14 protein-coding genes are annotated in these 15755 nt (G+C 51.4%); 10 read left to right on the top strand and 4 right to left on the bottom strand.

The features are described 5' to 3' along the window. The first annotated feature begins 75 nt into the window (after window positions 1–75). The 3 genes from BMZ51_RS18875 to BMZ51_RS18865 all read left to right on the top strand — a co-directional run bounded on the left by BMZ51_RS18875 (window position 76) and on the right by BMZ51_RS18865 (window position 4550). Window positions 76–2544: a Tex family protein gene (locus BMZ51_RS18875; protein WP_068010832.1), complete on the top strand. Its 2469-nt coding sequence runs from the start codon at window positions 76–78 to the stop codon at window positions 2542–2544. A gap of 169 nt (window positions 2545–2713) precedes the next feature. Further along, window positions 2714–4051: an amidase gene (locus BMZ51_RS18870; protein ID WP_208979577.1), complete on the top strand. Its 1338-nt coding sequence runs from the start codon at window positions 2714–2716 to the stop codon at window positions 4049–4051. Window positions 4052–4073: 22 nt separating this feature from the next. Further along, window positions 4074–4550, top strand: coding sequence for a YaiI/YqxD family protein (locus BMZ51_RS18865; RefSeq protein ID WP_068010830.1), 477 nt, complete (start codon window positions 4074–4076; stop codon window positions 4548–4550). An 80-nt stretch (window positions 4551–4630) separates the two neighbouring features. Here the strand turns inward: BMZ51_RS18865 and BMZ51_RS18860 are convergent, their stop codons facing one another. Then, complete coding sequence (locus BMZ51_RS18860) at window positions 4631–5566, bottom strand: alpha/beta fold hydrolase (RefSeq protein WP_068010829.1); 936 nt, start codon at window positions 5564–5566, stop codon at window positions 4631–4633. Between the two features lie 690 nt (window positions 5567–6256). Continuing rightward, window positions 6257–8086 carry a DEAD/DEAH box helicase gene (locus BMZ51_RS18855; protein ID WP_068010827.1) on the bottom strand — a complete coding sequence of 610 codons (1830 nt, stop codon included), beginning with the start codon at window positions 8084–8086 and terminating at the stop codon, window positions 6257–6259. Window positions 8087–8493: 407 nt separating this feature from the next. Between BMZ51_RS18855 and BMZ51_RS18850 the strand changes: the two genes are divergently transcribed. Together BMZ51_RS18850 and BMZ51_RS18845 are read left to right on the top strand one after the other, a co-directional pair. Then, entirely contained in the window at window positions 8494–8709 is a 216-nt protein-coding gene (locus BMZ51_RS18850; protein ID WP_068010825.1) for a hypothetical protein, read from the top strand. A gap of 96 nt (window positions 8710–8805) precedes the next feature. Then, on the top strand, window positions 8806–9255 hold the full coding sequence (locus BMZ51_RS18845) for a hypothetical protein (protein ID WP_068010824.1): 450 nt from the start codon (window positions 8806–8808) through the stop codon (window positions 9253–9255). Window positions 9256–9304: 49 nt separating this feature from the next. Here the strand turns inward: BMZ51_RS18845 and nqrM are convergent, their stop codons facing one another. Beyond that, window positions 9305–9535 (bottom strand): (Na+)-NQR maturation NqrM, encoded by a 231-nt coding sequence (gene nqrM / locus BMZ51_RS18840; RefSeq protein WP_068010822.1) that lies wholly within the window; start codon window positions 9533–9535, stop codon window positions 9305–9307. Window positions 9536–9547: 12 nt separating this feature from the next. Further along, window positions 9548–10576: an FAD:protein FMN transferase gene (locus tag BMZ51_RS18835; RefSeq protein WP_068010820.1), complete on the bottom strand. Its 1029-nt coding sequence runs from the start codon at window positions 10574–10576 to the stop codon at window positions 9548–9550. Between the two features lie 529 nt (window positions 10577–11105). Here BMZ51_RS18835 and BMZ51_RS18830 point away from each other — a divergent pair. From BMZ51_RS18830 to nqrE, 5 genes are read left to right on the top strand one after another with little or no spacing between them, the layout of a single operon-like run. After that, window positions 11106–12458 (top strand): Na(+)-translocating NADH-quinone reductase subunit A, encoded by a 1353-nt coding sequence (locus BMZ51_RS18830; protein ID WP_068010819.1) that lies wholly within the window; start codon window positions 11106–11108, stop codon window positions 12456–12458. Window positions 12459–12461: 3 nt separating this feature from the next. Further along, on the top strand, window positions 12462–13670 hold the full coding sequence (locus BMZ51_RS18825; protein ID WP_068010817.1) for an NADH:ubiquinone reductase (Na(+)-transporting) subunit B: 1209 nt from the start codon (window positions 12462–12464) through the stop codon (window positions 13668–13670). Continuing rightward, on the top strand, window positions 13663–14484 hold the full coding sequence (locus BMZ51_RS18820) for a Na(+)-translocating NADH-quinone reductase subunit C (protein ID WP_068010815.1): 822 nt from the start codon (window positions 13663–13665) through the stop codon (window positions 14482–14484). Before BMZ51_RS18825 ends, BMZ51_RS18820 begins: the two co-directional genes overlap by 8 nt. Beyond that, window positions 14484–15140 (top strand): NADH:ubiquinone reductase (Na(+)-transporting) subunit D, encoded by a 657-nt coding sequence (locus tag BMZ51_RS18815; protein ID WP_068010814.1) that lies wholly within the window; start codon window positions 14484–14486, stop codon window positions 15138–15140. Before BMZ51_RS18820 ends, BMZ51_RS18815 begins: the two co-directional genes overlap by 1 nt. A gap of 2 nt (window positions 15141–15142) precedes the next feature. Then, window positions 15143–15751, top strand: coding sequence for an NADH:ubiquinone reductase (Na(+)-transporting) subunit E (nqrE, locus tag BMZ51_RS18810; protein WP_068010813.1), 609 nt, complete (start codon window positions 15143–15145; stop codon window positions 15749–15751). The last annotated feature ends 4 nt before the right edge of the window (window positions 15752–15755 follow it).

The following is a 15755-nucleotide window of genomic DNA, read 5'->3' as shown; positions in this document are numbered from 1 at the left end:
TTGGATTTGTCCTAGTTTTGCCTGTTTGCGCGACTTACTGTGAGGGTCCAATTTACATAAGCCCAAGAGATTTGAATGTCTGATCTGACCTCTGTTGCTTCTTCTTCCTCCCCTGCCAAGGCTGGGAAACTTTCCGCCGATATTGCACTGCGTATTTCTCAGCGTATCGCTAGCGAGATTGGCTGTGCTCCGGGGCAGGTGAACTCTACCGTTCAATTGTTGGATGAAGGTTCTACGGTTCCGTTTATCGCACGTTACCGAAAAGAAGCGACAGGCGGGTTGGATGACAGTCAGTTGCGGACACTGGAAGAGCGCCTGATCTATATGCGCGAGATGGAAGATCGGCGCAAAGCGATTGTGAAATCCATTGATGAGCAGGGCAAGCTCACCGATGAGCTGGCAAAGCAGATCACTCAGGCTGACAGTAAGGCCTCTTTGGAAGACTTGTATCTGCCCTACAAAAAGAAACGCCGCACAAAAGCGCAGATAGCTCGCGAAGCCGGGATTGAGCCACTCTCCGACATGCTGCTGGGTGACCCGAACAAGACCCCAGAACGTGAAGCGGTCAATTTTGTAGATGCAGACAAAGGGTTTGCTGATACTAAGGCCGTACTGGATGGCGCCCGGCAAATCCTCATGGAACGCTTTTCTGAAAACGCTCAGTTGGTTGGTAAGCTGCGCAACTACGTGGCGCGTCAAGGCGCTGTGAAGTCGGAAGTCGTAGCTGGCAAGGAGCAGGAGGGGGCGAAGTTTTCTGACTATTTTGGGTACTCGGAGAACTGGAAGAACATTCCAAGCCACCGTGCGCTGGCTTTGCTGCGTGGGCGCAATGAAGGTGTGCTGGCGCTGGATCTGAAGGTTGATGAAGACGACGTGTCCGCAGTCAAACCGGTTGAGCGTATGATTGCTGATGCGGCGGGTATTGAGAACAATGGTCGCCCTGCAGACAAGTGGTTGTCTGATGTGGTGCGCTGGACATGGAAGGTCAAAATTGGTCTACATGTTGAGCTTGATTTGATGAGCGAGCTGCGTGATCGCGCTGAAGAAGAGGCCATCAAGGTTTTTGCGCGTAACCTGAAGGACCTGCTGCTTGCAGCACCGGCAGGCCAACGTGCGACGCTGGGCCTTGATCCGGGGATTCGAACCGGTGTGAAAGTTGCTGTTGTTGATGCCACGGGTAAGCTGATTGACACTGCAACGATTTACCCATTCCAGCCACGCAACGATATTCAGGGCTCTTTGGCAACGTTAAAAGTTCTTGTTGCCAAGCATCAGGTAAGCCTGATTGCTATTGGGAATGGGACGGCAAGCCGTGAGACGGATCGATTGGCAGCGGACTTGCTGAAGGACATTCCCAGTGAGCACCGTCCAACCAAGGTGATGGTGAACGAGGCTGGTGCTTCGGTCTATTCAGCCTCTGCCCTTGCAGCAAAAGAAATGCCGGATGTGGATGTATCATTGCGCGGGGCCGCGTCGATTGGTCGGCGCTTGCAAGATCCGCTGGCAGAGCTTGTGAAGATCGAGCCGAAATCCATCGGTGTCGGGCAGTATCAGCATGACGTGAACCAAACCAAGCTGGCGCGTTCGCTAGACGGTGTGGTTGAGGATGCTGTGAATGCTGTTGGTGTTGACCTCAACACAGCCTCAGCGCCATTGCTTGCACATATCTCTGGCTTGTCCGACAGTCTTGCAAATGCAGTTGTTGACTACCGCAATACGGTCGGAGCCTTTAAAAACCGCAGGGAACTGCTGAAAGTTGCCCGGTTGGGCCCTAAGGCCTATGAGCAGTGTGCTGGCTTCCTGCGTATTTCTGATGGAACCAACCCGCTGGATGCGTCTTCGGTTCACCCGGAAGCTTACCCGCTGGCCAAGAAGATCATCAAGGCATGTGGGCGCGATATTCGCGACATCATGGGGTCTAATGCGTTGGCAAATCTGGACCCGAAAGAGTTCACGGACGAAAAGTTTGGTCTGCCAACAGTAAAAGACATCTTCTCAGAGCTTGAAAAGCCGGGTCGTGATCCACGGCCTGAGTTCAAAACAGCCTCCTTCCAGGAAGGCGTTGAGACCATCAAAGATTTGAAACCTGGTATGATGCTGGAAGGCACCGTGACCAATGTAACCAACTTTGGCGCCTTCGTTGATATTGGCGTGCATCAGGATGGTCTGGTTCATGTTTCACAAATTGCTGACCGGTTTGTTGATGACCCTCATACGGTTGTGAAAGCAGGCGATATTGTCAATGTGCGCGTTGTTGAGGTGGATGTTGCGCGCAAGCGTATTGGCCTAACGATGCGCAAGGACAGTGCAGAAGCTCGCGAAAACGCGCGTGAACGTCAGGCAGAACGTGGCGGTCACCGTGGCCAGGGAAACGGGCGTGCTGGTAATCCTCGCCCAGGTGGTGGAGCCCGTGGTGGAGCGCCGCATGGCAACGGAAGTCAAAAAAAGGGAAGCCATGGGGGCGGGTCCAAGCCTGCCGATAGCAGTGATACCAATGCTATGGCTGCGGCTTTGGCTGCGGCGTTTAACAAGCCAAAACGCTAGTTCTGTTTCCTGGCAGACATTCAAAAAGCTCGCTGGTGCCGCCTGCGGGCTTTTTTGTTTTCCGTACCCATCTTAAGAGACTGGTAGGTCTCATGGATACATCTGATTGTGTTTTGCGGCAAAACTGGCCAAAAACAAACTGAATTGGGTTCTTTGTAGGGCGCGATAGATGAGCAGTTTTTCCAGATCACCGCAACGCAAGCGCATCTTCTTTCTGGCAGAAGATAAGGCTCGTCGCTGTGTTGATCTGGTCATGGATCTTCCTGATGGTATCGCAGAGAGCATTTTTGTTGAATTTGACGCTGCACGGATTGCCCGTCAGGCACGGATGGCAGATGAGGCGGCCAAGGCGTTTCATCGTGATTTGCCCCTTCACGGCCTTACTGTTTCCATCAAGGATTTGATCGATGAAAAAGGCATCGTCACGAGTGCCGGTTCTGCCTTTCTGCGTTCACGGGCTCCGGCATGTGAGGATGCAAAGATTGTCTCTCAACTGCGGGCAGCTGGCGCAGTTCCCTTTGGCCGCACCAATATGAGCGAGATGGGGTGTTCTGGTTTGGGCCTGAACCCCCACTACGGAACGCCGCCCAATACAAGTGACCCATTGCGTCTCCCGGGCGGGTCTTCTTGCGGTGCTGCGGTGAGTGTTGGTCTTGGTTTGTGTGATGCTGGTCTTGGCACGGATGCGGGTGGGTCTGTGCGCATTCCTGCTGCGCTTAATGGGCTTTACGGCTTCAAGCCAACACGAGCAAGTGTTTCGGGGAAGGGGCTGTTTGTGGTGTGTCCTTCGTTTGACAGCGTTGGTCCGATTGCTCGCTCAATCGATATGTGCTCACGTTTGCATGCAGTGCTCAGTGGGCAGTGCCCGGCTCCTCGGAAAATCGACACGCTTGATGGGCTATATGTGGGGCTTGTTGCTGCTACTATGACAGAGGGGTTGGACAGGCAAGTGGGATTGGATTTCGACCGGGCGTTGCAGGCAATCCGTGATGCTGGTGCGATCATTGCCCCGGTCTCAGAACCTGCTTTGACGCATACTGCGCCATTCCTTGGTGCAATTTATAGTTATGAGATCATGGCTTTGCTTGGTGGTTATCTGGAGGGACTTAAAGAAACGGGTGATCCTTATGTGGTGGAGCGCATTCTCATGGCGGCGGATGTTGGCTGCAAAGAAGTTGAAGAGGCGCGATCACACAGAGTGAAGGCTATTCGTGCTTTTAAAGGGATTGCGAGCAAATTTGATATTTTGATTGCACCTACAGTGCCCATCATTGCCCCTTTGTTTGAAGATGTTGGCACCAACGTAGCAAAGCTTGGGTTTCTGCTTTCTCAAAATACCAGAGCGGTGAACTGGATTGACGGGTGCGCGGCAACCATTCCGATGAACCCGATTGGCAAGCCTGGTACTGGTTTGATGCTTATTGGCGGGGCAGGAACGGACTGGCATGTGCTTGAGATGGCGAGTCTGATTGACAAAGTGATCTCACCTGCGCGACTAAGAGGCTAATAAACGCAGGAGATGAACCGCTGTGACCAGCGCTAAAAAGATACTAATTTATATTGATGCTGATGCTTGTCCCGTCAAAGACGAGATTTACAAAGTTGCGGACAGGTACCAGTTAAAGGTGTTTGTGGTCGCTAATAGTTTCATCAATACACCTCGGCACATGGATATCGAGCGCGTGATCGTTCCTGAAGGCCCTGATGTGGCTGATGACTGGATTGCTGAGCGCGTTGAGCCAGGTGATATTGTCGTTACTCAGGATATCCCGTTGGCTGACCGGGTTGTAAAGGCTGGTTCTATTGCGCTCTCTCCAAAGGGAAAGGTGTTTGATGAGGCCTCTATCGGGATGGCACTGGCGACACGTAACCTTATGGAAGACTTGCGCAGTTTTGGAGAGCAGACTTCTGGGCCGCGTCCATTTTCTCCGCGTGATCGCTCGCAGTTTCTGCAAAAGATTGATCAGATTATCCAACAGCTCAAACGCGATGGTTTTGCGGTGTAGAGCTGATCTGGGCGTTATGTAAGGACGCCGGGAGAGACATGAAACAGTGCCTCTCCATCTTTCTGGTGTAAACAGATTGCTCAATGACTCTCAAGGAACCGCCGCAGTGCGAGTCCGGCGCTCTTGGGTTTATCAAGCATGGGCACGTGACCGCACTTTTCCAACCACACAAGAGCTGCATTCGGCAGGGCTTCGGTCAAGACTTCAGCGCCGCTTGGGTCGAAAATTCGATCTTCTTTGCACCAGACAACAAGGCTTGGTTGCGTGATCATTGGCGCCATCTCTTGCAGCGGTTGTTCGATTGAGTTGCGGACCTCGTGCCAGATCCGGCGATTGACGTCCCCTCGAGAAATCTCTGCACTTCTCCATAGGTTTTCAATTGGCGGCGGTACAAAGGGTTTTTTAGGGAAGAGATACGTGTTCCGCTTTTTATAGGCCTCCAGACTGTCGACAACCAGCGGCATTTCTCCCTTGGCAACTGCGATTTCGAAGTCGCTTTCTTGTGGTCCTCTCACGCCCAAAGGGCTTCCAATGAAGGAAATGCTCTTAATTCTCTCTGGCATCTGCAGGCTCAAAGTGCCGGAGATCTGACCGCCCATGGAGTTTGCGGCCAGATGAAACTGATCCAGTTTAAGTGCATCTAACAGCTTAACCAGGTTTTTGGCCTGTGTATCAAGGTGATATTGGCCGTCGCCCAATATTGGATTATCAGCAAAACCGGGAAGGTCAGGTATGATGACGCGATACTTATCGGTCAGTTGCCGTGAAAACTTTATCCAATGTTCCTTGCGTGCAAAGATGCCGTGCAGCAATACGACGGTCTCGCCTTCGCCGCCCTCCAGATAGTTGAGTTGGCCAATGGAGGTTTCGACCTGTTTGGCTTTTAAGCCAGCTGAGGCGATATAGGTGGAGAGCATCGCTTTCGCCGTTTGAATAGGCCAGAAGCGGTTCGCCAATAACCCAAGGGCGACGAGTAAAAAGAGAAATGAAAACAGATAGATAAAGATCTTTTTCATCGAGTTTACTGCCTATATTATGAATAGTGTTCATCAAATAAAATATGCGTATTCCTAGGTTTACTCTCTGTTGTTTCTAAAGGGGCTGGGGCTTGTATCTGGCCCCACCAGCGCGAGGTTGCTAAAGCACCAAAGCATGACAAGTTGCTGAGAGGCGTCTCCTGTGACGTTAAGTAGAAACTTATTCCCCTTGTTGAGTTCTATCCTATCCTCAAATCTGTGCTCACGTAAACGGGCAGCTGACGGACCGTCCGTTGGTGAGGCGTGAGTGGGGCAGGGCTACTGGAAGAAGTAACGCATCTTTCGGCGGGTCCGTTGAAACACCCCTTGATAGTCAACAGTGCAGAGGCCAAGCGGAAGCTGGTCAACCTGATGGGTGTCGGCACTGGTAGGTAACTGTCATCGACAGTTATTTGCTCACAATGCCTGTCGGGGATGACCTTGTTTCATACAAAAATACCCAGGTGAGGCGATCAGCCGATACCGAAGAATTATATTTAATAAGTAGCGCAGGTATTGCCTGTTCGCCTTGCCACACCCGTTTTCGGGAAAATTCGATTTAACACTGCATGGCGTGCCATGTGGTGATGTCGTTCGTGATGCAGGGCTGAAGGAATTCAAACACGGTTGATTTCAGGCACAAAAAAAACGGGCCTGAAGGCCCGTTTTTCAATCTTAAACGTGTGGGGCTTATTCGCCGCCGCGATTGTCGCGGAAGTTCTTACCGCCGCCTGGTTTTCCGTCACCACGACCGCGACCACGACCTTCGCCGCCACCACGGTAACCACCGCCGCCTTCACGACGACCACCACCGCCTTCACGACGACCTCGGCCACCTTCACCACGACCGCCTTCGCCACGGTATCCGCCGCCGCCGCCGCTATTGCGACGACCGCCCGGACGACCGGCGCTGCCGCGTTCTGGATTGCCTTCGATACGGGTGATGGTGATTGATTTTTCACCAGTGCCGTTTTCTTTGACGGTTTCCAAGAACTTTTCGGCCAGTTTTGCGTCAAGCTCGAAGCGGCTGTCTGCATCAAAGATGCGGATTGAGCCGATGTCTTTCTTGGTGATGTGACCTGCGCGACAGATCATTGGCAGCAACCAACGAGGTTCGGCGTTGTGCTTGCGACCGACATTGAGACGGAACCAAACACCATTGTCGAAGTCTTTACGCGGTTTGCGCTCAGGATCGTTTTCGTAGTTGGAACTTGCAAGAAGTTCCTCAGGTGCTGGAAGACCCTGATGGATCTGACGCATGTAAGCGGCTGCGATTTGCTCAGCTGAGAACTTCTCGAGAAGTTCTTTCACCATTGGCAAATCTTCTTCGCTTGGTGCTTCCTGCAGCTCGGAGGATGCAAGGATGCGCTCGCGGTCTTTATCGCGAATTTGCTGAGCAGTTGGAGCTGCGCCCCATTCTGCTTTCACCTTTGCAAAACCGAGAAGGCGCGTTGCAGAACGACGGCGGGTATGCGGTACCACAAGAGTACACACACCTTTACGGCCTGCACGACCTGTACGGCCAGAACGGTGCAGCAATGTATCTGCATTGTTTGGCAGGTCTGCATGGATCACGAGGTCCAGGTTTGGCAAATCGATGCCGCGTGCTGCGACGTCGGTTGCAACACAAACCCGAGCACGACCGTTACGCATAGCGCCAAGTGCATGGTTACGTTCAGTCTGGCTCAACTCACCGGAGAGTGCCACGACTGCGAAACCGCGGTTACCAAGACGCGCGGACAGGTGTTTCACCATCTCACGTGTGCCACAGAAGATGATCGTGTTCTGGGCTTCGTAGTAACGCAGGACGTTGATGATCGCGTTTTCGCGGTCATTTGGCGCAACCTGCATTGCACGGTATTCGATGTCAGCATGCTGCTCACGATTAGTAACCGTGGAAATACGCTTCGCATCACGCTGGAAGCGTTTTGCCAGGTTTTCAATCTGCTGAGGAACGGTTGCAGAGAACAACAGTGTACGACGCTCTTGCGGAGCGGCGCCGAGGATAAACTCAAGGTCTTCGCGGAAACCGAGATCCAGCATCTCATCAGCTTCGTCCAGAACAACTGTGCGAAGTGCGGATGTATCAAAAGAGCCGCGCTCAATGTGGTCGCGCAGACGGCCAGGTGTACCGACTACGATATGTGCTCCACCAGAAAGATCACGACGTTCGCGGCGCATATCCATACCACCCACACATGTGGTGATACGTGCGCCTGCAGGGCCGTAGAGCCATTCTAGTTCGCGGCTCACCTGGAGGGCGAGTTCACGCGTTGGTGCGACACACAGAGCAAGAGGTGTGTTTGCCCGGCCCATGCGTTCTTCATCACCCAGCAATTCCGGAGCAATGGCGATGCCGAATGCAACGGTTTTACCAGAACCGGTCTGAGCAGATACTAAAAGGTCTTTGCCTTTAAGTTCAGGATCAAGAACCGCAGTCTGGACTGGGGTGAGAGACGTGTATTCGCGCTTTTCCAAAGCTTTGGACAGCGCTGGGGCAACCCCTTCAGGTATCGTCATGTAGTATTCTTTCGAGGAGGGTCATTATTAATAAAGCAAGAGCTTTGTTGCCCTACCCATCGCTTCCGCTCACTCATTGGAATATGAGGCGGCAAATGGCAAGCGAGCTCTTTTCTTCGAGGGCCTTGTAGTCTGCCTTGGTGGAAAGGTCAACGTAATATGACAAATAGATATGAAAGGTACATGTGAATTTGGCTACTGGGATGAAGTTAAGCCCGTAAATAACAGTTGAGGTATGCTGAAGGGGGGACGTAAACACAGCGCAATATTCTGGTTGATATACGCGGTTGTTTTGCGTTGGCTGTTAAATATTAGAGAACGGTACAATATCAGCTCTCAGTTCGTTTGTTTGTTTGCCTTTTCGTGGTTGCAGAACTAAAGAGGTGCCTCGATCATTTGGAGGTGAAATGAACCAGTTTGCAAATTCCTTTGCCGCAATTCCTTCCTGGGTTGGGGTAATTCTACTTATCCTGTTTGTTGTTAGCGGCCGGTTGTTCAAGGATGCCTGGAAAGGCCAAGGGGCAATGTGGAAACTCAGATGCTGGGTCTTTGGCTTGATCGCATTTGCGAGCTTTGCCATGATGGTGTTTGGTGTTTTTGATTTCAGTTGGGCCAGCAGGTAGCTATCGAGTGGCAGAAAAGTAGTTTTAATAGGCTTGGGTTACACTTGTCGGAAACGATGTGATCTCACCTGCTCATAACGACTGGGAGCCCAAACTATGTTTTCTAAACCTTCATTGCTGAAACGCAGCATTACAGCCAAGATTTTTGGTTTGGCTTTTGGGCTTTTTTGCATCTACCTGATTAACTGGCTCAACCTGAATGTTTCATTTGTGGTTCAGTTTGGTCTGATCCTTTGGTGCATTACGCTTGGTGGTCTAGTCGCCCTGATTGGAGTTATCAATTATCTCCCGCAGCTTAAGGCGAGCCTGCCCAGCTGGTTTTCAGGCGGGTTTATCTGTGGCTGGATGAATTTGCTGCTTTGGCTTATCGGCGGTGACAGCCTGACATCAATTGGTCAGGGTATTTTCCCGACACTTGGTAGCTTGCTGCTGGGGGTGGGCTTTGTTGTAATTGGATTTGCTTTTGGCGTCGTGGCCGGATTCTTCGCAACCTTGATCGGAGGTGAAGGCGCAGGTGTTGCTCGCGATTACACGGCAGACAAATAACGGCATTAAAAAAGGGGCCTTGCGGCCCCCTGACTTTGAGAATGTTTGATTAAGCGGCGGACGCTTCCTGTGCTTGCTTGCGTTTGCAAGGCTGTAGCTTCTCACGCAGCGGGCTGTTCGGATCAATCTCACGTTTACACACTACGCAATGGTCTGCGCCTTCAATAGCGTTGAGGCCACCGCAGCTACCGGTGATGGGTTTGTTTCTGAAAACCGCGCCAATAGCCATTCCAGCGACAATCAGGATGAGCATGACGAATGCGATGAAGAAAGTTGCCATTTCGATATTCCGTTATTTCTCTGCTGATTGCTCAATTTTACGAAACGCGCTGGACGAACGGGTGATGAACCGGTCGTTGTCACGAACGATGAAAAATGCGGCAATCCCTTCGCGCTCTGCCAAAGCCATCCCGCGCTTGTCGCCCATCGCAAGGAGTGCTGTTGCCAGCCCATCAGCGCGCGTTGCATTGTCCGCAATAACAGTGACCGATGCAAGCTTATGAGTTACCGGGCGGCCTGTCGCAGCATCAATAATGTGCGAGAAACGCTTGCCGTTGATTTCTTTATATATGCGATAATCGCCGGACGTCGCCAAGCCCTTGTTGCTGACTCTGACGACTTGCTGAACTGCGCGTGTTGAGGAATCTGGTTTTTCGATGCCGACAACCCAAGGCTCGCCCTTGGAGTTATTGCCCTTCGTCACCAGATCTCCGCCGATCTCGACGAGGTAGTCGTTGATGCCGTCTTGCTCAAGGACAGAGGCAACTTTATCGATGCCAAACCCTTTTGCGATTGCTGACAGATTAACCGTTGTGTCTGTGTTGACCTTGCGAAGTGCTGGCGGGTCAATCTCAAACTCAATCATGGTGCTCATGCCAACAGACTCCAGCGCCTCACGAATTTCTCGCTGGCTTGGCTGAGGAGGTGTATCCTGCTTGGTGCCAAACCCCCACAGTTCGATGATCGGTGCAAGGGTAACGTCAAAATATCCGCCGGTCAGGTTATGGATACGAAGTGCCTCTTGCATCACAATACCGAAGTCGCGGGATATGGGAGTCCATGCGGTGCTCTCGGAGCGATTAAAACGGCTGATTTCTGAGTTTTTGTCCCAGTTGGACATCGCCTTGTTTACGCCCAGCAGCGCATCATCAACTTGCTTCTGCAATTCCTGCTTGGTTACAGAAGACGACCCTTTGATGGCCTTAATGTTGTATGTGGTGCCCATGGTTTTACCGTGAAGGACAATTTCTTCGCGGCTTTTATCATTGGGTACACATGCGGTGACAAAGATAAGTACAAGAGCGGTGACGAGGAAGCGCATTTCTGCCTCAGAGTTTATTCATTTCCCCGCGTAATCGGCTTATTCTGGTTTTCTGTCAAGTAAAATAGGGGGCGATACTGTTATCGCAAAGCAAAGCAATAGATGATGAGTAACGATCCAGTAAGTGTTACTACGTGCATATGAAAAGTTAGGGGAAAACTAATTAAATATAAAATTTTCGCACAATAGCGTTGTTTCCGCTGCGTCAGACGAATGAAGGGCTATTGAAATTGCCGGTATATCAGGGTATTCGCGCGGATAAATCCGTAGGAACAGCTGACCGCAACGTACTTTAATGGTATGCGGACGGTTACTCCTAACGGGAGCCATGGATGAGTAACGTTCAGCAATGCTCGGGCTTTGTTGCTGAAACTGCGATCTGTGGGGGATTTATCTCGGTTCGACTTTCCAAAGTCAATAATCCGTATGCGCGGCATTTTGTAACTAGCAGAATGACTTAGCATTACTTACCCGCAGATATCCCGCGAACATCTATTGGTTGCCCTAAAGAAGCCTGACAGGGTAAGGGATGAAGATTACAAAAGGATTGGATCTGCCGATCACCGGTGCTCCGAACCAAGAGATCCACAAGGGTCAAACGGTTCGTCGTGTTGCTGTGAATGGCGGGGATTTTAACGGGTTGAAGCCGCGTATGTTGGTTGCTGAAGGCGATCACGTCGCCAAAGGACAACCCCTTTTCGTCGATAAGCGCTCGCCTGAAATCAACTATGTTGCTCCAGGTGCGGGTGTTGTTGAAGCTGTCAATCGTGGTGCGCGTCGCGTGCTGGAAACAGTCGTCATCAAGCTGGCTGAGCGTGACGAAGAGCAGATTGCGTTTTCAAAGTTTGAGAACAGTGCGCTGGCAACTCTGGACGCATCGCTCGTTCGTGAGCAGCTTGCAAAGTCTGGTCTTTGGACGAGCTTCCGTACCCGCCCATACTCAAAGGTTCCGGTCTTTGAAACGCAGCCGCGTTCAATTTTCGTAACTGCGATGGACACCAACCCGCTCGCAGCGGATGCTGGTGTTATCATCAATGCGAACGCAGGCGCTTTTGAAGCTGGTTTGAATGTTGTTTCCAAGCTGACTGACGGGCGGACATTCGTGTGTCACAGCCCTAAAGACCAGCTTCCGGGCGCTGCAATTGCAGGCGTTCAGATGGAGAGTTTTGAAGGTAAGCACCCGGCAGGCAATGCAGGCACTCACGTTCACTTCCTCGATCCGGTTAATGAAAACAAGACAGTCTGGACCATCGGGTATCAGGATGTGATTGCCATTGGTAATCTGTTCCTGACTGGTGAGCTGGATGTCAATCGCTGCGTTTCAATTGCAGGGCCAATGGCGACAAAGCCACGTCTTGTAACCACACGTGTTGGCGCTGATCTAAGTGACCTTCTTGTTGGCGAAGCCAACCAGAATGTTGCGGTTCGTGTTGTTTCCGGCTCTATCCTGTCTGGCACCATCGCTGCTGATCAGTTTGCTTTCCTTGGGCGTTACCACACGCAGGTGACCTTGATGGAAGAAGACCGCAAGCAAGACGTCGTTGGTTGGGTTCGCCCATTCATGACGAAATGGTCCAACCTCAATGTGCATCCTTCTGGGCTCTTCCGCAGTGCGTTGAAGTTCCCGTTTGGTACCAACAAGAACGGCTCCATCCGCGCAATCGTTCCGCTTGGTACTTATGAGAAGGTTATGCCGCTCGACGTTCTTCCAACCCAGTTGCTTCGTTCGCTCATGGTTCTGGACACAGACATGGCGCAGAAACTTGGCGCGCTGGAGCTGGATGAAGAAGATTTGGCGCTGTGCACTTTCATCTGCCATTCAAAGAATGAATACGGAGCTGCGCTGCGTGCAAATCTTGAAAAAATCGAGAAAGAGGGCTAACCCGTGAGCTTGCGCGATAAGTTTGATAGTGCTGCGCCGCTCTTTGAAAAGGGTGGCAAATACGAGAAGTTTTACGCCATCTATGAGATGGTGGACACTTTTATCTACACACCAAAAACAGTGACCAGCGTTGCCCCGCACGCTCGTGACCATGCTGATCTTAAGCGTGTTATGACGTATGTGGTGTTGGCGACGATCCCTGCGATCTTGTTTGGTATGTACAACACCGGCTTGCAGACCAACACTGCACTGGCCGCTATGGGTATTACAGAACCTGCCGGTTGGAGAGCGTTTATTCTCTCTCTGCTTGGTATTGGTTTTAACCCAGACAACTACTTTGCCAACGTGGCCCATGGGGCCTTGTACTTTTTGCCAATTTATATCGTAACGCTTGGCGTTGGCGGTATCTTTGAGGTGATCTTCGCGACTGTGCGTGGGCACGAGGTGAACGAAGGTTTCTTCGTTTCTTCCATGCTTTACACACTGATCCTCCCAGCCTCTACACCTTTGTGGCAGGTTGGCCTTGGTATCGCGTTTGGTGTTGTCATCGGCAAAGAAGTCTTTGGCGGTACTGGTAAAAACTTCCTCAACCCGGCTCTTGTTGGCCGTGCGTTCCTGTACTTTGCTTACCCGGCTGCGATGTCTGGTGATGCAGTCTGGACCCCGGTTGATGGGTTCTCCGGTGCTACAGCGCTTGGTGTTGCTGCCTCTGATGGCATGCAGAGCCTTGCAACCAATGGCATTACATGGATGAGCTCTTTTGTTGGGACGATACAAGGTTCCTTCGGTGAGACATCTACCATTGCGATTATGCTTGGCGGCATCTTCCTCGTTGCGACGGGTATTGCTAACTACCGACTGATTGTCGGCTGTCTGGCTGGTATGATCGGGTTTACGCTTCTTTTGAATGCTGTCGGCTCATCAACAAACCCGATGTTTGCTATGCCTTGGTACTGGCATCTGGTTACCGGTGGCTTCATGTTTGGTCTCGTGTTTATGGTGACTGAACCTGTCACTGCTGCGATGACCAATCCGGGTCGTTATATCTACGGTGTGTTGATTGGTGTGATGTGCATTCTCATTCGCGTCATCAACCCAGCTTTCCCAGAAGGGATGATGCTGGCCATTTTGTTCGGCAACATCTTTGCTCCTCTGATCGACTACTTCGTTGTGAAGGCGAACATCACACGGAGGATGAAGCGCCATGCTTAACGCACAAAACAGTTCAGCCCCTAAAGGGCTTTGGGCGCGCTTTAATGCGATGCCTTTGGACTCTGCGCCGCGTACGATCACAGTTGCTGTTGTTCTTTGTCTTTTCTGCTCCATGATTGTTTCTGGTGCGGCAGTGATGCTGAAGCCTCAACAAGAGATCAACAAGACGCTGGATAAGAAGACCAACATTTTGAAAGTTGCTGGTCTTTACGAAAATGGCATCGACGTTGAAAAGGCATTTGCCGCGTTTGAGCCGCATCTTGTAGACATGGAAACAGGTAAGTTTTCACAGGCTGCGGATGCTGCAACATACGATCAGCGTACTGCAGCTAAAGATCCGGCTCAAAGTATCGTGTTGGACAACGACCCTGCAGGCATCAAGCGTCAGGCAAAGCTGGCTTCAGTTTACCTGACACGCGATGCTGCTGGTGACATTGAGCGCATCATTTTGCCGATCCATGGCTATGGTTTGTGGTCCACGCTTTATGGTTTCATCGCTTTGAATGCAGATGGTAACGAAGTTTACGGCCTGCGCTTTTATGAGCATGGCGAAACTCCGGGCCTTGGTGCAGAAGTAGATAATCCAAAGTGGATGGCGCAGTGGCCTGGCAAGTTGGTCTATGACGGAGCTGGTGAGATTTCCATTGGTGTTGGCAAGTCTGCACCAGCGGGCGTTGATGCAAGCAAACATCACATTGATGCAATTGCTGGTGCAACGCTTACATCTCGCGGTGTCGATAACCTCGTCAAGTTCTGGATGGGCGAGCAGGGCTTTAAAACCTTCCTCGACAATCTGAAAAAAGGAGAGGCGTAATGGCTGGTTCCGATAAGTCCATGCTTCTCGACCCCTTGGTCGATAACAATCCGATCACGCTTCAGGTTCTTGGTATCTGTTCTGCTCTTGCGGTGACCTCTTCTTTGAAAGTGGCCATGGTGATGGCGATTGCGGTAACGCTGGTTACAGCGTTTTCCAACTTCTTTATCTCCTTGCTGCGTAATCAGATCCCTTCTTCCATCCGCATTATCGTGCAGATGGTGATTATTGCATCGCTTGTGATCGTGGTGGACCAGGTTCTCAAAGCGTATCTCTACGAGATCTCCAAGACACTTTCTGTGTTTGTGGGCCTGATCATCACCAACTGTATTGTGATGGGGCGTGCAGAAGCCTTTGCAATGAAGAACCCTCCAATTCCGTCCTTCCTGGACGGTATCGGTAACGGTTTGGGCTACTCCCTGATCTTGTTGCTTGTTGGTGTTATTCGTGAGCTGTTTGGCGCTGGTTCCCTGTTTGGTGTGCAGATTCTGGAAACCGTGAACAATGGCGGCTGGTATGTGCCAAACGGACTGCTGCTGCTGCCGCCTTCCGCGTTCTTCGTGATCGGTTTGCTGATCTGGGCGTTCCGCACATGGAAGCCTGCACAGGTTGAAAAGCGTGATTACAAAATTATGGCTGAAGAGGGAGCGCACTAATCATGGAAGGTTTGGTCTCTCTCTTTGTTAAGGCGATCTTTATTGAGAACCTTGCACTCTCCTTCTTCCTTGGAATGTGCACATTCCTTGCGGTTTCCAAGAAGGTTGAAACGGCTCTTGGTCTGGGTATTTCCGTTGTTGTGGTTCAGGCGATTACTGTGCCGATCAACAACCTGCTGTATTCCACATTGCTCAATGATGGTGCACTGGCGTGGGCTGGGCTGGAAGGCGTGGATCTGCGCTTCCTTGGCCTGATTTCCTACATTGGTGTTATCGCGGCTGTGGTGCAGATTTTGGAAATGTTCCTCGATCGTTACGTCCCTGCTCTTTATAACGCTTTGGGTATCTTTTTGCCGCTGATTACCGTGAACTGCGCCATCATGGGTGGTTCTTTGTTCATGGTGGAACGCGACTACAACTTCGCTGAGGCTTCTGTTTATGGTGTTTCCTCCGGTATCGGTTGGGCACTGGCGATCACCGCAATGGCAGGTGTGCGCGAGAAGCTGAAATACTCTGATGTTCCTGATGGACTACAGGGTCTTGGCATTACTTTCATTACCGCTGGTTTGATGGCTATGGGTTTCATGGCTTTCTCTGGCGTGAAACTGTAAGGAG

Source organism: Pseudovibrio axinellae, from assembly GCF_900110875.1.
In the GTDB taxonomy this organism is placed as follows: domain Bacteria; phylum Pseudomonadota; class Alphaproteobacteria; order Rhizobiales; family Stappiaceae; genus Pseudovibrio; species Pseudovibrio axinellae.
This window is presented reverse-complemented; position numbering and strand designations above follow the sequence as displayed.